This window comes from Stenotrophomonas maltophilia group sp. Smal13 (assembly GCF_030236855.1).
GTDB lineage: Bacteria > Pseudomonadota > Gammaproteobacteria > Xanthomonadales > Xanthomonadaceae > Stenotrophomonas > Stenotrophomonas maltophilia_A.
Genome location: NZ_JASJSQ010000046.1, coordinates 26,525 through 39,130 on the forward strand (window position 1 = coordinate 26,525; position 12,606 = coordinate 39,130).

Annotated in this window: 11 protein-coding genes; 7 read left to right on the forward strand and 4 right to left on the reverse strand. The window is 67.0% G+C overall.

The features are described 5' to 3' along the window. Window position 1 precedes the first annotated feature (1 nt). From QRO95_RS15460 to QRO95_RS15485, 6 genes are all read left to right on the forward strand, one after another. A complete protein-coding gene (locus QRO95_RS15460; RefSeq protein WP_032128077.1) occupies window positions 2–958 on the forward strand; it encodes a type II secretion system F family protein in 957 nt (318 codons plus the stop codon). A gap of 28 nt (window positions 959–986) precedes the next feature. Further along, complete coding sequence (locus tag QRO95_RS15465) at window positions 987–1,922, forward strand: type II secretion system F family protein (RefSeq protein WP_032128078.1); 936 nt, start codon at window positions 987–989, stop codon at window positions 1,920–1,922. Further along, complete coding sequence (locus tag QRO95_RS15470) at window positions 1,922–2,818, forward strand: Flp pilus assembly protein TadD (RefSeq protein ID WP_285302948.1); 897 nt, start codon at window positions 1,922–1,924, stop codon at window positions 2,816–2,818. Before QRO95_RS15465 ends, QRO95_RS15470 begins: the two co-directional genes overlap by 1 nt. Then, on the forward strand, window positions 2,815–3,273 hold the full coding sequence (locus QRO95_RS15475; RefSeq protein WP_032128080.1) for a DUF3613 domain-containing protein: 459 nt from the start codon (window positions 2,815–2,817) through the stop codon (window positions 3,271–3,273). The genes QRO95_RS15470 and QRO95_RS15475 overlap by 4 nt, the downstream gene beginning before the upstream one ends. 8 nt (window positions 3,274–3,281) lie before the next feature. Continuing rightward, a complete protein-coding gene (locus QRO95_RS15480; protein WP_121503516.1) occupies window positions 3,282–5,441 on the forward strand; it encodes a TadG family pilus assembly protein in 2,160 nt (719 codons plus the stop codon). 99 nt (window positions 5,442–5,540) lie between these two features. Beyond that, window positions 5,541–6,254 (forward strand): DUF2968 domain-containing protein, encoded by a 714-nt coding sequence (locus tag QRO95_RS15485; RefSeq protein ID WP_043402505.1) that lies wholly within the window; start codon window positions 5,541–5,543, stop codon window positions 6,252–6,254. Window positions 6,255–6,323: 69 nt separating this feature from the next. Here QRO95_RS15485 and QRO95_RS15490 read toward each other — a convergent pair whose 3' ends face one another. Continuing rightward, window positions 6,324–6,710, reverse strand: coding sequence for a hypothetical protein (locus QRO95_RS15490; RefSeq protein WP_285302949.1), 387 nt, complete (start codon window positions 6,708–6,710; stop codon window positions 6,324–6,326). 186 nt (window positions 6,711–6,896) lie between these two features. Here QRO95_RS15490 and QRO95_RS15495 point away from each other — a divergent pair, with 186 nt between their 5' ends. Continuing rightward, window positions 6,897–7,721 carry an alpha/beta fold hydrolase gene (locus tag QRO95_RS15495; RefSeq protein ID WP_285302950.1) on the forward strand — a complete coding sequence of 275 codons (825 nt, stop codon included), beginning with the start codon at window positions 6,897–6,899 and terminating at the stop codon, window positions 7,719–7,721. A gap of 158 nt (window positions 7,722–7,879) precedes the next feature. Here QRO95_RS15495 and QRO95_RS15500 read toward each other — a convergent pair whose 3' ends face one another. From QRO95_RS15500 to QRO95_RS15510, 3 genes are all read right to left on the reverse strand, one after another. After that, on the reverse strand, window positions 7,880–9,529 hold the full coding sequence (locus tag QRO95_RS15500; RefSeq protein WP_285302951.1) for an MFS transporter: 1,650 nt from the start codon (window positions 9,527–9,529) through the stop codon (window positions 7,880–7,882). Continuing rightward, the gene (locus tag QRO95_RS15505) at window positions 9,523–10,806 is read right to left on the reverse strand and encodes an alginate export family protein (RefSeq protein ID WP_285302952.1); all 1,284 of its coding nucleotides are present in this window, start codon (window positions 10,804–10,806) and stop codon (window positions 9,523–9,525) included. Before QRO95_RS15505 ends, QRO95_RS15500 begins: the two co-directional genes overlap by 7 nt. Then, a partial coding sequence (locus QRO95_RS15510; RefSeq protein ID WP_285302953.1) for an amidohydrolase occupies window positions 10,785–12,606 on the reverse strand: 1,822 nt, incomplete at its 5' end. The genes QRO95_RS15510 and QRO95_RS15505, both read right to left, overlap by 22 nt.

A 12,606-nucleotide genomic window follows, 5' to 3' on the forward strand; every position in this document is an offset into this window, starting at 1 on the left:
CATGGGAACCGGCGCGCTGCTGGGCATGCTGAGCATCATCGCGGTGCTGCTGGCGCTGGCAGCCTGGCTGTGGGGCACGGCCAGCAGCCGTGAGCAACGCCAGGTTTCAATGCGGCACGCCGAGCAGCAGCTTTCGCGCGGAAGCGCCACGGGCGGAGCACCCGCCGGGCCGTCCGTCACCGCTGCCAACGACCCGGCGCGGCCCGCCAGCGCCGGGCGCCGCGTGCTGCCGCTGGATGGCCTGCTGCAGCGCGCAGGGCTGCAGACCGGCTGGAAAATTCCCATCATGCTGCTGGTACCGGGGCTGGTACTGTCGGTGGTGGCGATGCTGCGGCTGGGCACCGCATGGATGTTTCCGCTGACCCTGCTGCTGTACCTGCTTGGCTGCTGGCTGTGGGTGATGCGGCGGACCACGAAGCTGCGTGCGCAACTGCTGCATCAGCTGCCGGACTTCCTCGACAACCTGGTGCGGCTGACCGCACTGGGCAACAGTCTGCAGGCCGCGTTCCAGGTTGCGTCGATGCAGACGAGCGCGCCGTTGCGCGGGCTGCTGGACACCACGGTGCGCTTTGCACGCAGCGGCATGGAGCTGGACCGTGCACTCGCACAGGCCTCGCATCCCTATCGCATGGATGTGCTGAAGGTGTTGTCGGTGGTGATCGGTGTCAGCGTGCGCATCGGCGGGCGCTCCGACCAGATCCTGCAGCGCATGGGCGATTTCATGCGCGATCTGGAACAGGCCCAGCAGGAGCTTGCAGCGACCACCTCGGAGACGCGGATGTCAGCGTGGGTGCTGGGCCTGTTGCCACCGGCCTGCGCGGTATTGATGGCGATCACCAGCCCGGACTTCTTCCAGCCGGTGCTGCACGATCCGCTCGGCCACAAGATCCTGCTGCTTGCACTGGGCATGGAACTTGTCGGTGGCTTCCTGCTGTATCGCCTGGCCAAGTCGCTATGAACCCCCTTCGCCCCGCCGGAGACAACCGATGAGCGCCAGCGCCTGGTTCGCCCTCTCCCTGCTCGTGCTGGCCGCCGGTATCGCCCTGCTCGGTATCGGCGGCTGGGTACGCAGCCATCGTGAGCAACGTACAACGGCCACCTTGAAGACCGCCCTGCAGCCGCGCGAGGCGTCCCGTGACACCGAGCCTGCGCGGCACGATTCGCTGGGCTGGCTGGAACGCTTCGGCCGTGCCCTCAGCGGCGGCCGCCTGGAAACGGCATTGCTGGCCAATGAAGACCGGCTGCTGTTGGATCTGGCCGGGTGGAACACCCGCCGCGGTACGGCCATCTACCTCGGCCTGCGCCTGCTGCTGGCCGTGCTGGTGCTGGTACTGGTGCTGACATTCAGCAGCGTCACCGGGCTGGCCAGGATCATGGTGATCATCGGCGCCCTCGCCGCCGGCCTGCTCCTGCCCAAGTTCGTTCTCTCCTCCTGGGTGAAACGGCGCCGACGAGCGGTCGACAACGAGCTGCCGCTGCTGATCGACCTGCTGCGTCTGCTGCAAGGCGTGGGCTTCAGCATGGACCAGAGCCTGCAGACGCTAGGCGACAAGCTGCGCGATGCATTGCCGGTCCTCGGCGGCGAGCTGCAGGAGGCCAACATCGCCTATACCCACGGCCGCACGCGCGCACAATCCCTGCGCCGGCTGAGCGAGGTCTATGCCGACGATGACCTGACCAGCCTGATGCAGCTGATCCTGCAGGTGCACGCCCATGGCGGCGCGGTGCAGGAGCCCCTGCGGCAGTTCAGCATCCGCCTGCGCGAACAGCGTCGCAACACGCTGAAGGAAAAGGTCGGCAAGCTCTCGGTGAAGATGACCGTGGTGATGATGCTGACCCTGCTGCCAGCGTTGATGCTGGTCCTTGCCGGTCCGGCGCTGGTCGCGCTGGCTACCACCATGTCCAAGATGGGGTCCCCCTGATGCCTGCCCTGCGCACTTCCTGCCTCATTGTTGCCCTGGCTGCCGTTGCCGGCGCCAGCGGCTGTGCATCGACCACGCCGAAGTACCTGCGCGCGCCCAGCCTGGCCGCGCCCGAACCGGCACCGCAGGACAGCCGCAATGCCTACCTGGAGCTGATCGAGCGCATGCAGCAGCAAGGCGCATGGTATGCCTCGCTCGCCCACGTCGACGCCTTCCGCCAGCGCTACGGCGATCCGCCGGCGTTGCGCCTGCTGCAGGCCGACGCGCTGCGCGAGACCGGCCAGGCCGATGCCGCGGTCACCCTGTACCGCGATCTTTCCAGTGGCCCCCAGGCCGCCGCGGCCGCCCATGGCCTGGGCCTGATTGCCGCGCGCCGCGACGACGACACCGGCAGTGAGCAGGCGTTGGCGCGGGCGACCGAACTGCAGCCATTGAACACAAGTTATCTCGGCGACCTGGGCTATGCGCGGCTGCGCGCCGGGCAGTTCGAGCGCGCGCGCGAACCCCTGGCCAAGGCGCTGGAGCTGTCACCGGGCAATGCCAAGGCCACCGCCAACCTCGCCCTCTGGGCGGTACTGCGGGGCGACACCGCCACTGCCGAACGCCTCGCCCAGCAAGCGAACCTCAACGACGAGACCCGGCTCAGCATCCAGCAGCAGGCGGCGCAGATCCGTGCCCGCCTGCAGCAGCGCCAGGCCGCAGCGGCAGCCGCCGCAGTCGTGCCGGCCGCTGCCCGTGCTCTCGCCAGCGATGCCGCCGGCAACCCGCCCGGCGCCACGCGACTGGCGGCGGAACCGCGCCGCGACAGCCGCGATGAACGCGATACGCAGCGCCTGCCGCCCTCGATGCTGGAACGCTTCAGCGCCTCCGACCACCCGAACGGGAACACACCATGACCGCGACGCCCCTGACCCGACGCCTGCTGCCCGTTCTGATCTGCCTGCTGCCGGCCGCCGCCGTGCAGGCGCAGCAACAGCCGCTGACCGGGCAGATGCTTGGCGGCAGCACGCCGGCTGCGTCGGCTTCGCAGCCGCTGCAGTCCGAGTCACTGCCCACCGTGGACCTGGCGGCCCCGCCAGCACCGGTGCCGCAGGCGGCGCCTGCAGCAGTGGCCAACACCGACGGCAGCACTGCAGCCCCGCGGCCCGGCCGCAGCCAGATCGGCGATACCACGCGCAACCTGTTCCGCCTGCAGGCATCGGGGCAACAGGCCGGACAGCATCTGCCGATCCTCGGCGACCAGGCGACGCTGAGCTACGCCCGCTACATGAAGAGTTTCGAACACGAGATCCCGGACTTCTTTGAAGCCGATGTCGCCAAGTCCAAGGGATCATCCTCATCCGGACGCTGAGGTAGGCCATGAAACGCCCACGCCAGTTCAGTTTCAGCCGCCCACGGGGCGGCATGTCGATCACCATGATGCTGGTCATGCTGGCACTGCTGGCGATGCTGGGCCTGATCGAGATCGGTTACCTGTTCTGGGCCAAGCGCGATGCACAGAAAGTCGCTGATCTGGCCGCACTGGCCGGAGCGCAGCGACTGGAACTGTGCACCTCGGACAACAGCGACAACAGCGCTGCGCGGCAGAGCGCACTCACCCAGAACACCTTCGCAGGAAGCCTGGAAATCCGCTGCGGAAACTGGAACGTGACCCGCGCCACCGAAGGGCACTTCAGCCCGGTCGTCGATGCAGCGAATCAACGCAATGCTGTCCGTGTCATCACCCGCCGCGCGGTGCTTCCCTTCTTCGGGCAGAACAGCAGCCTGCCGACCGTGACCGCCCAGGCGGTGGCGCGCCGTGCAGAACCGACGGCGGTTTTCAGTGTCGGCTCGCAACTGCTGCGCATCAATGGCAACACGCCACTGGGAAATGTCCTGAAACTGGTGGGTGCCGACCTCGACAAGACCACCCTGCTCGGCTACGACGGCCTTGCACAGGCGCATATCACCCCGAACGGACTGCTGCAGGCACTGGGCATTCCGATCGACGTCAACATGGGCGTGGCGGAGTTCAACAATCTGCTGGCCGGCCGCAAGGTCAAGCTGGGCAAGATCCTTCAGGCGACCGTTGACCTGCTCACCCAGCAGGGCGTTGCCCACGTGGACCTGAGTGCACTGGAAAATGCCCTGGTCGTGAAGGGCATCGACCTCAAGCAGCTGGAGGTGAAACTCGGCTCCGATGACAGCGGTGGCGGCCTGTTCGCACGCGTGGTCGCGCCGGATGGAACGATTTCCAGCGCGCTGCAGGCCGATGTCAATGTGCTGGACCTGATCGGCACCAGCATCAGCATCGCCAATGGCGGCCGTGCGGTCTCGGTCGATGAACTCAACCTGCTGGGCCTGGTCAATGCCAAAGCCGCTGTGGTGGAACCGCCGTCCATCGCCATCGGTGGCGTTGGCTCGCGCGCTTACAACGCGCAGATCCGTGTCTTCCTCGACATCGACACCAACAACATTCCCGTTGCAGGCGGCGTGCTTTCACTGCTGGGCATCCGCCTGAAGCTGCCGGTCCATGCGGACGTGACCAATGCAATGGCGACCCTGACCAGCCTGCAATGTGGCAGCACGCCTCCCACGGCGACGATCAAGGTCGAGTCTTCCGTGCTGCGCGCCTGCGTCGGCAAGGTGGCCGACAGTGAGCGGTTCTCCAAGCAGAATGTCTGTGGCGACACTCTGCAGAAGGAACAGATGCTCACACTGCTCGGCGCCCCGTTGATCAATGACAGCATCAAGGTCAATACGCTGACCGACACGCAAAGCCTCACCCTCCCCGCCGGCGCGACCGGTTCAACCCAGGTCAACTCCCTGGAGGTGGGCACCGCCGTGTCCGAGCTGGTCAGCGAACTGCTGCGCGTACTGTCCGGCATGCTCGATCCGCGCGACGATGGCATGAGCCAGGGCTCGACCGCAGCGCAGTTGGCCGATCGCTACCTGAAAGCAGCCAACGTTGGTCGCAAGCGATACGATGTTGACGCAACCATCAAGCTGCTGGAATTCGGAGACAGCACGCAGGGATTGAAACCACTTGGAAACTGGGACATCACCAAGGGGGTACCTACCAGCTGTGTGCTGGTGACCTGCATGGTCGACGGCAAGGTCTGGCAAGGATTCCGCAATGCAGTGACCGGGGTTGGCTCGGGGCTCCTCGATGGCGTACTGGGAGCGCTTGTGGGTGGGCTGCTGGTCAAGCAGTGCAACAGCCTGATTGGCGCGCTGGATGACACCACCTACAACAACTGCATGAAGTACAACCTGACTTCCTACCTGCAGACCGCCGATGCCGGCTTCCTGGACCAGTTCGCCGGCGACGGCGTCACCGCCCCCGGCAATGGCCCGGTCAGTTGTTCGGGCCTGCTGTGCTTGCTGCTGAAGCCCGCTCTGGACGTCCTGAAGCCGCTGCTCAACAGCGTCGGCTCCCTGCTGCGCTCGCTGCTGGCGCAGGTGCTGGGCCTGGAACTGGGCCGTACGGATGTGCATGTCCAGTCCATCCAGTGCACGCCCGCACAGCTGGTCTACTGACCCGTGACGGGCGCCCTTGGCGGCGCCCGCGCACATGCTAGACTCCCGGCGGGGAACCACCTTCATCTCAACCCACACTCATCCGTGGATGGTCTAGACATGCGAGAAACTTCAGGGGGCGCGGTCTTCGCCCGGCACGCGCGCGGCGCGGCACTGCTGGCCGTGGCCATGATGCTGGTGGCACCGGCGGCGATGGCTGCCCGTGGCGACCGCGAAGCAGCCGCAGAGCCGGCCGCACGTACCGCACCGGTGGTGCGCAACACCGTTGACGAGCTCAAGCAGCTGATGGATGCCCGCCAGCTGACCGAGCTGCGCACCACCTACAACGGCAACTACGGCGCCAGCCTGCTGTTCAATGCCAACACCCTGACCTACTACGTCGCCCTGTTCCAGGAGAAGAACTTCTGGCGGGTGATCAAGACCGATGCCGTCGACAACGCCGAGCGTGTCTACCGCACCTTCGCGCAGCAGTCAGAGCAGCTGGCCCAGGTCTACATCGACACCACCCGACTGGAAGCCGGCAAGCGCTATACCGAGCGCCTGGTGGCCTACAACGAGGAGCGCCTGCGCACCCTGCAGCAGGAAATGGAACAGCAGCAGGCACAGTCGGCCCAGGTCAGCGCTGCCCTGCAGCAGGCCCAGCAGCAGGCGGTCAGCCTGAGCAGCGACGTGCAGAGCACCAACAGCCAGCTGGATTCCCTGCAGCGCCGCATCCAGATCCTGCAGGCCGAACAGGGCAACCCGGAGCTGAGCCTGCCCAAGCCGGACAGCGTGCCCTCGCCGGCACCGGCGGCCGCCAGCGACGGTCGCTGAGGTCCAGCGCCTGGCGTGCCGTCCAACGGCGCCTACGGGCGCCGTTGTCGTTTCCGGCACCATTCCATTTCAACGGCACGCCTCATGCACGGCATCGTCCAGTTGCCGGCGCTGCACGAAATCCATGCGCTTGCCATTGGCCAGCACCTTCCCACGATGCTGCCGCGCGCGCTCACAGGCGGCGGGATCCGCGCTGATCGCTATCAGTGCAGCCCGCGCACGCCGCTGCTGCACCACACGCGGACGCATTGAAGCTGGGCTCGCGGCCTTGGCCGCGCTCGCATCTGTCGAGGGCGGCTCCGCCGGCACCTCCCAGCGCCATTCCGCGCGCCCCTGGCACGGCGTCTGCTGGTAGACCGGATGCGGCCCGTCCACACATTTGTAGACGTTGGTCTGAGCATGCGCCCCCGTAGCCAGCAGCAGGTACAACAGCGGGCTCCAACACGCGTTCGACATTGCAGGCTCCTCGTCAGGGCTGCCGCCATCCTCGATGCCGGCACGGCTTCGTGCCAGAGCGATACACGTCACATCCGGCGTAATCCAGCACAGCCGTGCAAGTCGTCGGTCTGGCGCTGCGCTGTACTGCCGAAGGCACCGGCATCCACGCCAGCGCCTTCCCTCCCTTCCGTCAAGGAAACCACAATGAGCAACTTCGTCACCGTCGCCGACGGCGCGCGCATCTTCTACAAGGATTGGGGTACCGGCCAGCCGATCGTGTTCGCGCACGGCTGGCCGCTGTCGTCCGATGCCTGGGACCCGCAGATGCTGTTCATGGGCCAGAACGGCTTCCGCGTGATCGCTCACGACCGTCGCAGCCACGGCCGCTCCAGCCAGACCTGGGACGGCAACAACATGGACACCTACGCCGATGACCTGGCCGCCGTGCTCGAGGCGCTGGACCTGAAGGACGCGATCCTGGTCGGCCACTCCACCGGTGGCGGCGAAGTGGCCCATTACATCGGGCGCCACGGCAGCAAGCGCGTGGCCAAGGTGGTGCTGGTCGGCGCCGTGCCGCCGCTGATGCTGAAGACCGATGCCAATCCGGCCGGTACCCCGCTGGAGGTCTTCGACGGCATCCGCAAGGGCACCGGCGGTGACCGCTCGCAGTTCTTCAGGGATCTGACCACACCGTTCTTCGGCGCCAACCGCGACGGCAACAGCGTTACCCAGGGCATGCGTGATTCGTTCTGGCTGCAGGGCATGCTCGGCGGCGTCAAGGGCCAGTACGACTGCGTGCACGAATTCTCGGAAGTGGATTACACCGAAGACCTGAAGAAGATCGACGTGCCGACGCTGGTCGTGCACGGTGATGACGACCAGATCGTGCCATTCGATGCTTCGGCCAAGCTGTCCTCGCAGATCATCAAGGACGCCGAGTTGAAGGTGTACGCCGGTGCGCCGCACGGCCTGACCGTCACCCACGCCGACCGGTTCAACGCCGACCTGCTGGCGTTCGCACGCGGGTGAGGCACTGCGGCGGCGCCACCCAGCGCCGCCGCCCCTGTGGTAGAGCCGGCCGCTGGCCGGCTGCGCAGGATCGGGATGGATTGATCGCGCAAAAAGGGGACGGAGGGGATTAAGTCGTTTGTGCACAAACGACTTAATCCCCTCCGTCCCCTTTTTTGTCAGATATCGCTGTGGTGGTGCGGGACCCCGGTCTTCGGCAGCGGGTCATGCCCGCCCACGAAGTGGCGCACCACCGGCGCACGTTCGCCGCGATGCAGCCCGCGCAGCACTTCCTGGATCGCCTTGTCATCGGCGGTGATGCGCTCGTGCTGGCGCAGATGCTCCAGCCAAGACGGGGTCACGAAATACTCAAGGTGGATGCCCGGGCTGGCCACGTCCTCGACCACGCCCCAGACCACGGCGCCATCGCGGCGGCGGATCGTGCCCAGCGCGCGCATCTGCGCCTGGAACGCGGTGCGGTCAGCCTCGTCGATGCGGTACTCCAGGGTGACCAGTACCGGGCCGCGATCGTTGGATACCGGCACCGACAGTTCCGGTGCAGGCCAGTGCCCGGCCGGACGCAGGTTCAGATCCTCGGTGCCAGCGATGCGCACGCGCCACACCAGCAATCCGCCGATCACCGCGCCGGCAGCCGCCACCAGCAACGCCAGCTCCGGCGAGGTGCGCTGCGCCAGCGCGCCCCAGCTCAGGCCACCGGCCGCCATGCCAGCGGAGAACACCATGATGTACAGCGCCAGTGCACGCGCCCGTACCCACGCTGGCACTGCGGTCTGCGCGGCAATCTGCAGCGACGACAGCACGGTGATCCAGGCAAAGCCATTGATCAGCATCACCAAGGGCAGCACGTACCAGCTGCGGGTCAGCGCCAGCCCGACCAGGCTGAGCGCCAGCGACAGCGTGGCCAGCAGCACCAGCAGGTCGCGATCCATCTGCGCGCGCAGCTTCGGCAGCAACAACGCACCACCCACGGCACCGATCCCGATGCAGCCGAGCAGCATGCCGTACTGCCCCGCCCCACCCTGCATCTGGCCGCGTACCACCACCGGCAGCAGTGCATTCATTGCTGCAGCAAAGAAGAAGAAGCCGACCGACTTGATCAACACCGCCTGCAGGCGCCCGGCGCGGCTGGCATAGCGCAGGCCCGCCTTCAGGCCGGCACCGAAGCCTTCCGGCGGCAGGCTGGACTGTTTCGGGTCGCGCTTCCAGCCCCACACCACGAACAGCATCGCGGCAAAGGTGATGGCGTTGAAACCGAACGCCCAGACCGCGCCGAGCTGGGCCACGATCGCGCCGCCGATGGCCGGGCCGATCGAGCGCGCGATGTTGATGCCGATCGAGTTCAGCGCCACCGCCGAGGCCAGCATCGGCTGCGGCACCAGTTCGGATACGATCGCGGCCTGCGCCGGCATCGCCATCGCCGCACCGCAGCCCATGCAGAAGGTCAGCAGCACCAGCAGCTGCGGGGTCAGCATGTCCAACGCAGTCAGCGCCGCCATCACTGCCGCGACCAGCAGCATCCAACCCTGGGTGGCCAGCAGATACCTGCGGCGATCGACGATGTCGGCCAGGGTGCCGGCGGCCAGCGCCAGCAGCACGATCGGCACCGTGGTGGCCGACTGCACCAGCGCCACCATCAGTGGTGAGCCGGTGCGCTCGGCCATTACCCAGGCGGCGGCCACATCGTTGACCCAGGTGCCGATGTTGCTGGCCAGGATCGCCAGCCAGATCGAGCGGAACATCCGGATTTTCAGCGGGGACCAGGCACCTGCGGCCTGTGCGGGGGGTTGCGACGCGGTTGCGTTCACCATTGCCATGCTCCAACGATCGAGGCGAACAGCGTGTCCTGGCCTCCGGCCTGCTTCAGTGCAGGACCGGCGTCGACCCAGGCCAGCTGCAGCTGCCATTGCCAGTGTTCGCTGGCCTGCCAGCGGGTTTCGGATTTGTACTGATTACCGATGCGGCGCGCGCCACCGGCGCTGCCCGGCAAGGCCACCAGCGGTGCCGGCGTGGTGTAGACCGCATCGGCGCGCCGATGCTTCCACGCCATCTGTACGCCCAGCTCCGTCGTCACCGCGTCGTGCAGGCGCAGGGTCAGGGTCGGCTGGACGTCCATCAGGTTGGCCGGGGCCATCAGGCTGGCCTCGCTGAAATAGGCCGACTTCGGAAACAAGGCGTTGAAGGTTCCCAGCCGGCCGTCATGCAGGTTGCCATCGCCACTGGCGATGTCGGCCTTCAACCCCAGCCGCGGTTGCAGCGGCAGGTTCGTCCAGCGCCACCCCGTATCGGTCGCCAACGTCCAGGCGCGGATATCGAGCGTGCCGGCGGTCGTCCGCAGTTCACCGCCCTGCGCCACCAGCTCACTGTTCCAGTCCAGTGCACCGGCCTGGCCGAACCAGCGCGTGCCCAGAGTGTGCCGACGTTCGGCACCGCTGCCTGCGGCGAAGCGCGCGCCTTCGCGGCGGTAGTCCAGCAGATACAGATCCCACTGCCCCGCGCCCTGTCCCCGCACCGTGGTGGCATAGGCACCCCACAGGTGGGCACCGTGCTCGCCGCGATCATCAAAGGCACCCGGTCGGTTTTCCACTGGCCGCAATGCCATCAGATCAAGCGTACCGAGACGACCTTTCCAACCCACACGCGCACCGTCGAACGCCAGGCGGATGTTCGGCCCGTCGCGCACCGACAGCAGCCGTGAACTGCCATAGCCGGCTTCCTGCCGGCCGAGTTGCAGGTGGAAGCTATCGCGCTGCCAGCGCCAGTACGCCTGCTGCACATCCAGCGCGCTGCGGTCGGTGCGACCCGGGCCGCCGGCCTTGCCATTCTCCCCATGCACACCCAGCTGCAACTTCGCCTGCCAGCTGTCTTCCACATAGGTGGCCGAGGCCAGCGCGCGCAGCAGGCCATAGCCATCCTCGCTGCCGCCAATGCCGAACCGGGTCGGGTCGTAGTACAGGCCACGCGCCCGCAGCGATGCGTCCCATTGCAGCTGGCCGTCCCCAGCCGCGCTGCAATGACCGCCGTCGCAGGCCTGCACCAGCGACGGTGCGGCCAGCAATGCCAGGCTCAGAACGCGAAGCACGAGCATCCCATCGCGCCCCAGAACGCGGTCAGGTCGTCAGTGGGTGCAGCATGCCGGGCCGCATGGCCATGCGCGCCGTGGGTACTGCAGGCCGCACCATGATGATGGCGGTGCGCAGCCGCCAGACCGGTCGCGGCGCCACCGACGTGGTAGCCACCGAACCTGTTGACCGGCGACCAGTTGGGCATCGCTGGCGGCAGCTGCGGCGCCAGCCCGGCGTAATCAGCATCGGCATGCACGATGCGCCCGCCAACCACGGTCAGCACGCTGGTGATGTCGGCGATCTGCGCGTCGTCAACACGGAAGAAATCGGCCGAGAGCAGGATGAAATCGGCCAACTGGCCCGCCTTCAGAGTGCCCTTCACCGCTTCGTCGCCAGAGAACCACGCGCTGCCCTGGGTCCAAAGGCGCAATGCCTGCTCGCGTTCGAGCAGGTTCTCATCGCCATACAGGGCCAGCCCGCCGACGGTGCGCCCGGTCACCAGCCAGGACAACGCCACCCATGGGTTGTAGCTGGCCACACGGGTGGCATCGGTTCCAGCACCGACCGGCACGCCTTCGGCCAGCATGCGCTTGACCGGCGGCGTATGCCGCGCGGCCTGCACGCCGTAGCGCTCGACGAAGGCCTCGCCCTGGTAAGCCATGCGATGCTGCACGGCGATGCCGCCACCCAGCGCACGGATGCGCTCGATGTTGCGCGGGGTGATGGTTTCGGCGTGATCGATGAACCAGTGCAGGCCATCGAACGGCACCTCGCGGTTGACCTGTTCGTACACATCGAGGATGCGGGTGATGCTCTCGTCGTACGTCGCATGGATGCGGAACGGCCAACGCTTCTCGACCAGCAGCTTCACCACATCGTGCAGTTCCGGTTCCAGCTCCGGCGGCAGTTCCGGGCGCGGCTCGTTGAACAACTCGAAGTCGGCCGCGGAGAACACCAGCATCTCGCCGGCACCGTTGTGGCGCAGCAGGTCATCACCCTGCCGCGGCTCCAGCATCTCGCTCCATCCGCGGAAGTCATCCACTTCCTTGCCCTTGTTCTGGGTGAACAGGTTGTAGGCGATGCGCACGGTCAGCTGGTCATCGCGGTGCAGCTGCTCGATGACCTGGTAGTCCTCGGGGTAGTTCTGGAAACCACCGCCGGCGTCGATCACCGAGGTGATGCCGAGACGGTTCAACTCACGCATGAAATGACGGGTGGAATTGGCCTGGTACTCGATCGGCAGCTTCGGACCCTTGGCCAGGGTCGCGTACAGGATCAGCGCGTTGGGCTTGGCCAGCAGCAGCCCGGTCGGGTTGCCGAGCGAATCACGCACGATCTGCCCGCCCGGCGGATCCGGGGTGTCCTTGGTATAGCCGCAGGCGCGCAACGCGGCACGGTTGAGCAGCGCCCGGTCGTACAGGTGCAGCAGGAACACCGGCGTGTCCGGCGCGATGTCGTTGAGCTCCTGCAGCGTGGGCAGGCGCTTCTCGTTGAACTGGGTGGCGGTGAAGCCACCGACCACGCGCACCCACTGCGGTGCAGGCGTGCGGTCGACCTGCGCCTTCAGCATGTCCAAGGCATCGCCCAGCGAACGCAGGCCGTCCCAGCGCAGTTCCAGGTTGTAGTTCAGGCCACCACGTATCAGGTGGGTATGGCTGTCGTTGAGGCCGGGCAGAAGGCGCCGGCCCTGGGCGTCGATCAGGGTCGCTTCATTGCGCCAGCCACGCATGATCTCCTCGTCGCTGCCGACGGCAACGATGCGCCCTTCCTGCACGGCCAGCGCCTGTGCATGCGGCTGCTGCGGGTCGAGGGTGGGGATGCGG

Coding starts and splice junctions, on each gene's coding strand:
- QRO95_RS15460 (WP_032128077.1), top strand. CDS start 2: ATGGGAACCGGCGCGCTGCTGGGCATGCTGAGCATCATCGCGGTGCTG.
- QRO95_RS15465 (WP_032128078.1), top strand. CDS start 987: ATGAGCGCCAGCGCCTGGTTCGCCCTCTCCCTGCTCGTGCTGGCCGCC.
- QRO95_RS15470 (WP_285302948.1), top strand. CDS start 1,922: ATGCCTGCCCTGCGCACTTCCTGCCTCATTGTTGCCCTGGCTGCCGTT.
- QRO95_RS15475 (WP_032128080.1), top strand. CDS start 2,815: ATGACCGCGACGCCCCTGACCCGACGCCTGCTGCCCGTTCTGATCTGC.
- QRO95_RS15480 (WP_121503516.1), top strand. CDS start 3,282: ATGAAACGCCCACGCCAGTTCAGTTTCAGCCGCCCACGGGGCGGCATG.
- QRO95_RS15485 (WP_043402505.1), top strand. CDS start 5,541: ATGCGAGAAACTTCAGGGGGCGCGGTCTTCGCCCGGCACGCGCGCGGC.
- QRO95_RS15490 (WP_285302949.1), bottom strand. CDS start 6,710: ATGTCGAACGCGTGTTGGAGCCCGCTGTTGTACCTGCTGCTGGCTACG.
- QRO95_RS15495 (WP_285302950.1), top strand. CDS start 6,897: ATGAGCAACTTCGTCACCGTCGCCGACGGCGCGCGCATCTTCTACAAG.
- QRO95_RS15500 (WP_285302951.1), bottom strand. CDS start 9,529: ATGGTGAACGCAACCGCGTCGCAACCCCCCGCACAGGCCGCAGGTGCC.
- QRO95_RS15505 (WP_285302952.1), bottom strand. CDS start 10,806: ATGCTCGTGCTTCGCGTTCTGAGCCTGGCATTGCTGGCCGCACCGTCG.